The following is an 840-nucleotide window of genomic DNA, read 5'->3' on the forward strand; positions in this document are numbered from 1 at the left end:
CCCCTGCGCTGTCGCGGGCCGGGTCATGGCCCATTGTCCCACCCGCAGATTGTCCCACCCGCAGATGACGACGCCGTGTCATCGGCGTACGCAGGTGCTCATCCCGCGTAGTACGGGGTGGTCGCGGCGCGATGGCGGACCCGGGCGGGCAGGACGAACAGCATGGCGGTCACGAGGACCGCCATCACCGCCGCGGCCACGAGCCCCGCCACCGGCCCGACCACCAGCGAGAACACCAGCGCGGCGAGGCCCACCAACGCGATCGACAGCATCGCCAGACCGACCCGGGCGAGTGTTGCGGACAACTGCAACACCCTGTCCTTGCGGTGGGAGCGGAACACCGCGCGGTGGATCATCACCGGAGCCAGCAGCACCACCGTCGACGCGAGCGCAAGCGTCAGGACCACCAGGTAGAGGGCTCGGCCACCGCCTCCGATGTCGGCGAAACGGTCCTGGAACGGCACCACCAGCAGGAAGCCGGTGAGCACCTGCCCGCCGGTCTGCACGATGCGCAGCTCCTGCAGCAGCTCGATCCAGTTGCGGTCGATCCGCTGCGCCTCGGTCTCATCGCGCTCCTCGGCTGGTTCCTCGCTTGGGTCCCCGGCTGGGCCCTCGGCTAGGTCGCCGGCCGTGCCGTCGCCGGGCCGGCCGTGTTCCTCGGAGTTCATCTCGCTCCCTTCGCCACGTGCTCCCATCGTCGTCCGCCCGGCTCGGCGGCGGAAGCACTCTCAGCACATCTGCGGGCCGACCCCTCGACAGCCGCGCGCAAGAACTGCAGCCGCACGGGAGATTTCCTGTGCGGCTGCAGTCTTTGCGCGCGGCTGCGGGGAGGGCGGGGAG

General features: G+C 70.7%; 1 protein-coding gene. It reads right to left on the reverse strand.

Going from position 1 to position 840, the window contains the following annotated elements:
* Nucleotides 1-98: 98 nt before the first annotated feature.
* Nucleotides 99-668, reverse strand: coding sequence for a DUF6328 family protein (locus tag IY392_RS17520; protein WP_228549583.1), 570 nt, complete (start codon nt 666-668; stop codon nt 99-101).
* Nucleotides 669-840 lie beyond the last annotated feature (172 nt).

Source organism: Dietzia sp. SYD-A1 (assembly GCF_015356725.1).
Lineage (GTDB): Bacteria > Actinomycetota > Actinomycetes > Mycobacteriales > Mycobacteriaceae > Dietzia.

Bases quoted from the DNA above. Each gene is read 5' to 3' on its own strand.
- IY392_RS17520 (WP_228549583.1), bottom strand. From the start codon at position 668: ATGAACTCCGAGGAACACGGCCGGCCCGGCGACGGCACGGCCGGCGAC.